Origin of the sequence: Duganella callida (assembly GCF_004614165.1) — a bacterium.
In the GTDB taxonomy this organism is placed as follows: Bacteria; Pseudomonadota; Gammaproteobacteria; order Burkholderiales; family Burkholderiaceae_D; genus Rugamonas; species Rugamonas callida.
Map to the genome: position 1 here is coordinate 1 of NZ_SPVG01000277.1, position 5,215 is coordinate 5,215.

The 5,215-nt window shown below is 64.2% G+C and carries 3 protein-coding genes; 2 read left to right on the forward strand and 1 reads right to left on the reverse strand.

All coding sequences use genetic code 11. The annotated features are described in order from the left end of the window. Window positions 1-226 precede the first annotated feature (226 nt). Complete coding sequence (locus E4L98_RS29420) at window positions 227-1,285, forward strand: leucine-rich repeat domain-containing protein (RefSeq protein WP_135205094.1); 1,059 nt, start codon at window positions 227-229, stop codon at window positions 1,283-1,285. 77 nt (window positions 1,286-1,362) lie between these two features. On the opposite strand, the gene E4L98_RS29425 is transcribed toward E4L98_RS29420, so the two are convergent. After that, window positions 1,363-1,575, reverse strand: a complete 213-nt coding sequence (locus E4L98_RS29425; protein WP_135205095.1) for a hypothetical protein — start codon at window positions 1,573-1,575, stop codon at window positions 1,363-1,365. Window positions 1,576-1,826: 251 nt separating this feature from the next. Here E4L98_RS29425 and E4L98_RS29430 point away from each other — a divergent pair, with 251 nt between their 5' ends. Next, window positions 1,827-4,916, forward strand: a complete 3,090-nt coding sequence (locus E4L98_RS29430) for a sensor histidine kinase (protein WP_167761487.1) — start codon at window positions 1,827-1,829, stop codon at window positions 4,914-4,916. Window positions 4,917-5,215: the final 299 nt, after the last annotated feature.

Consider the following 5,215-nt stretch of genomic DNA (forward strand, 5'->3'; position numbering starts at 1 on the left):
CCGCCCAGCAGCTGGGCGGCGCGCTGAGCGTCGAGCCCGGGACCGGGCGCGGCACCGTCGTCACGCTCAAGCTGGCGCAGGCCGCCGCGCAGCGCGTAGCGTGAACGCGGTATGTCGCGCCATCCGCCGCCGGGCTAAACTCATGTCGGACACTCACCCCGGCGTCGACGCGACGACCTCCGGGCCGCGGGTCCGATCAGGGCGACATAACGGAGGCTGGCCGAACATGGACGAGATCAAGACGGGGTTTGCCGGCTGGTGGGCGCGCCGGGCCGACCCGACCCTGCTGCACGACGAACGGGTGATCCTCGCCGCCATCGCCCCCCAGCTATCCGAACTGGTCAACCTTCCCGGCGATCGGATCGATCCCGAAACGGCAGAGCACGCGGCTGCGCATGTCACCCGGCTCGACATCGTCGACTGCCTGGGCGACACCTTTTCTTCCCTCGAACCGTTGCCGCGGATTCTCAACGCACCGCTGCGCGAACTCGCCGTCCACACGCCGACACTGCGCGATCTGACCGGCGTCGAGGCATTCCCCACGCTGACATCGCTATCGGCAAGCGACGCCCGGCTCACCAGCATCGCCGCGCTTGCCGAGCTCAAGGCGTTGGATACGCTGGACATCCGCGCCAACCAGATCGACAGCCTGGCGCCCCTCGGCGCCGCGACCGGCCTGAAGCAACTGCACTGCGCCGGCAACCGGATCGACACGCTGGCGCCGCTGCGCGGGCACGCCGGCCTGGAACTGCTGACCATCGGCGGCGGCGTCGCCGAGATGAAGATCGACGACAGGCTGATACGCCCTTTCCGCTTGCTCGACAATCCGATCGACGATGCCGGCATGCTGGCCGATCATCCGCTGCTGGGCAATATCCTAACCCGCGTCGATCTCATCGACATGCTGTTCTACCATGTGGCGACGGGCAAACTGATGATACGCACCACCGCCAACCGCGTGGGGCGCTCCAACCGCTTCATCGCGCCCCTGAACAGCGCGCCCGCAATGACCGTCACCGTCTGTGCGATGTCGCTGTTGCCGCGCGCTGGCGTGGACCGGCTGCTGGTCGCCCTCCATCTCGCTCACCTCAACGGCGCCCCATTTGCTTCAGGAGACGCGGTGGCGCTGGCGGTCCTGGACACGCCGGATCGCGGCACCGCGACCATGCCCGAAAACGCCCCGCTGATCGACGATGCAACCAGCGCCTGGGTCGCCGGGCCGATGGGAATGGGACGGGAGCCGGTCCTGTTGCTCGAGTGCAGAAGACACTTGCCGTTCCAGTGAGGATCGAAGCGCTGCGAAAGGTCGCGGTATCAGTTTTCCGCCACCTGTCGTACCCTGGGTGTGGCGCACTTCACCTGCTAATAGGCGCCCAACTGGTCGCAGACCCTGCGGGCGTCGTAGTTGGCGACGCCGCCGTCAGCCGGCCGGCGCGACATGCGCACCAACCGGTCCGGACCTGGCGCAACCGCCTGCACATTGCCGCCTTGCAGCAGGATAGCCTCACTGCCTGGCGGCGCCAGCGTAAACGATGTGTAGCCCTGCTGCAGCGTCAGTTCGGCGCTACGCAGCAAGGAAAAGTCCTGGACCTGCCTGGGCGCTGGACGCCGGCCCCGGTTTCATCCGCCGTTCGGACAGATGCCTCCACCAGCAATTCGGTAGTAATGGCCAGGAAGACTGCGGTAACAGGGCCGGCTTCCGGTTCCTTGACCGTATCTAAGCTAATGAATATTTTTACTAACGTTGCCCACCTGAGCGCGAGATCACTCCTTTATACTTTCAAGGCAATATGCGGGCGATAAAGCAAGTTGATAACGAATTGTCGATGATAAATCCAGTGGGCATCTTCCATCTCAAACAGCACACCTATATCCTTTCGATCCTGCTTTTGGCGGGCAGCTTGTTTGCCAACCAGGCGCTCGCCCTGGTCCCGGAGGCGAGCATCAATGACTACCATCATCAGACCTGGAGCCGCAAGGACGGCGCGCCGGCCGATATCAGGGTGCTCGCGCAAACCGATGACGGCTGGATGTGGCTGGGCACGAACTACGGTCTGTACCGTTTCGATGGCCTGCACTTCGAGCGCTATCAATCGCCCAGCGGCAAACAGCCGGCCGGCACCCGCGTCTCCTTCATGGGCGGTGCGCCCGGCAATGAACTGGTGGTCGGCTACCTCGATGGCGGCCTTGATATCATCCGCGATGGCGAGATCGTGGATCTGCCCTCGCGCAAGAACATCGATGTCGGCATCGTCTGGACCGTCGCGCCCGATTTTGACGGCAGCGTGTGGATAGGCACCACTAACGGGATGTTCCGCTACAGCGATGGCGACGTGCGGAAAATCGGCGCCGAATGGCAACTGCCCGTTAAATTCACCAAGACCGCCACCGTCGATCCCTATGGCCAACTGTGGGCCAGAGTGGATGGCAGGTGGTATAAGTTGGACCGACAGAACCGGCGCTTTGTTCCGACCGAGCGCACTGAAGAAGCCGGGCTGTTTTACGCTCCGGACGGCGGCATCTGGTGGCAGCGCGGCGCGCTGCTGATACGCGACACCAGCGATGAGGGACCGCCGTCCACGGCCCGAAGAGAGTCGCGGCGACACTACACCGGCGATAGTCCTTACATGTTCGACGATGCGGGCAACCTCTGGACTCTGGAGTCGCCCAAGGGAATCGCGCGTATCAGGCGTGCGGATTTATCCGGCACCGGCATCATCGATCCGCGCCTATTGCCCGCTGAACCGTTTGCGCAGCCGGGGGAAACCAGCAATCCCCATCCAGCCGACTTGTTGGAGGATCGTGAAGGCAATATCTGGGTGCGCTCAAGCGAGGGCATCGAACGCTTCCGCAATCAACGTATTCGCAACCTGCCGATTCCCGATGGCACGTCGAATTACCGCCTGACGGCAGATGGCCAGGGGCGCATCTGGGCGAGCGCCAGCAATCTCGGGGATGTTTGGGATATCGGCCACGCCCCTCCGCCCGCATTAAGCCCGAAGCGCAACATCATTCCGGCAGTTGGCCGGGATGGTGCCTTGCTCCGGGCGGGGCCAGCCGGCATCGAACGCCATGGCTCCGGGAAACGCCAGGACGTGATACCCCTGCCACCGCAGTGCCATGGCTCAACGCCGGACGATGTGATCCAGATGGCGGAAGATAAGGCATCGCTCTGGGCCACCATCTTCCGCTGCGGCAGCTTCCGCTACAACGAGGGTAGCTGGCAGGATTTCAAAAGTCTGGGCCTCCTTTCCAGCACGCGTGTCATGGAGCCGGACCGCGCGGGCGCGATGTGGCTGGCGAATACGGATGGACAGGTGCAACGCCACCTCGATGGCAAGGTGACCGATTATTCGCTCGCCGATGGCGGGACGCTCGGGGCAATCCGCTTCATCGATACGCGGCAGGACATCTTCGTCTCCGGCGCCACCGGCTCCGCGGTGGTGCGTAACGGTCGTCTGTGGCGCGTGACGGGCAGCATCCCCGATGCCCTGCGGACCCTGGCCGGCATGGTGATTTTGCCGAACGGCGATCACTGGCTGCATACCTCCCTGGGCATGGCCCGGGTCCGCGCCGCCGACTGGAACGCCAGCATGCGCGACCTACGCGTTCCGCTGCGGATGGAGATGCTGGATTCCGCCGATGGCTATACCGGCTCGCCAAATATCATGAACATGCTGGCCAATGGAGCGCTCGACGCCGCCGGTCGCATCTGGTTTGCCACCACCAGCGTCATCGGCACGCTCGATCCCGCGCGCGACTACCGTAACGCCATACCGCCGACCGTACAGATCACCTCGGTCAGTAGCGGCCAGCACAGTTATTTCCCGGGGAAGGACATCCTGCTGCCCGCCAGGCCGGGCCGAGTCGACGTCAGCTTTGCGGCAGTCAGCCTGTCCATGCCGGAAAGGATGCAGGTATGGTACAAGCTGGACGGTGTGGACGAGGCCTGGCAACTCGCCGGCACACGGCGCAGCGCGAGTTATTCGAACCTGGGGCCTGGCCGCTACCATTTTGCGATGAAAGCGGTCACCCGCGATGGGGTCTGGAGCGAACGTGACGCCAGCCTGGACTTCGAGGTACAGCCGGCCTTTACGCAGACCCTATGGTTCTACCTGATGTGTGCGGCACTGGTGGCCGCCGCCGGCTATCTTTTGTATCTGCTGAGGATGCGACAAGTGGTGCGCCGCATGAACGCGCTGCTCAGCGAACGGCTGCTGGAGCGCGAGCGCATCGCTCGGGCGCTGCACGACAGCTGGATTCAGGACGTGCAGGGACTGGTGCTCAGCGTTGACGGGGTCAGCAAGAGCTTGCCGGACAGGACGCCGGCGCGCGTACGGCTGGAGGAGGTACTGGCGCGTGCCGACCACGTGTTGACCGACGGCCGCAACGCCGTCATGGGCTTGCGTACGACGGCGATCCTGGCCAACGACGTGGAGCAAATCTTCGCCCAGTCAGGCGCCCGCTTGCAGCGTGAGCATGGCCCCGCGTTCTCCTTGCGCCGGTCAGGCGCGCAAAGACCGCTCGACCGGGCTGCGTGGGAAGACGTCTACTTCATTGGTCACGAAGCGCTGATCAACGCCTACCGGCACGCCGGTGCGCAGCGGATCACGCTGACATTGGAATATGGCGCCGAACACTTCACCCTGTCGATACGCGATGACGGTATCGGAATACCGGCGCAAGTATTACAGGACGGCGGCAAAGAAGGACACTGGGGGCTGACGGGCCTGCGCGAGCGCGCGCACTTGCTGCATGGCGCGATCGCGATCGCCAGTCCGCCTGCCGGCGGCACGGAAATCCGGCTATCGGTGCCCGGTGTTCGCGTCTACGTCGCCGAGATGAAACCGACCATGCTGGCGCGCATACGCGCGCGCCTCGCGCGCAAACGCATGCTGAAATCAACACCGAAGTAACCGTCCGACGCGCAATCCGAGCGCTCTCTTCGGCGGTCGCGCCGCGGCACCCGCCAACTTGAAACCGGTCTGTCCAGATCCAGGCCGAATTTTCCGTACTCGGGAAGGCCCGAGGCCGACCACGAAGCCGATGCGAGTGGGGACAATACCGCTCGGCTGCGCCGCAGGTTCGAACCGCGCGCAGTGATCTTTCGTCTGGCAGGCATCGAAAGCAAAAAGGGCAGCCCGCCGGGCTGCCCTTCTACATTCTGGAGCGGGAGAAGAGTCTCGAACTCTCGACCTCAACCTTGGCAAGGTTG

Excerpts from the sequence above, each read along its gene's own strand:
- E4L98_RS29420 (WP_135205094.1), top strand. The coding sequence starts at position 227 with ATGGACGAGATCAAGACGGGGTTTGCCGGCTGGTGGGCGCGCCGGGCC.
- E4L98_RS29430 (WP_167761487.1), top strand. The coding sequence starts at position 1,827 with ATGATAAATCCAGTGGGCATCTTCCATCTCAAACAGCACACCTATATC.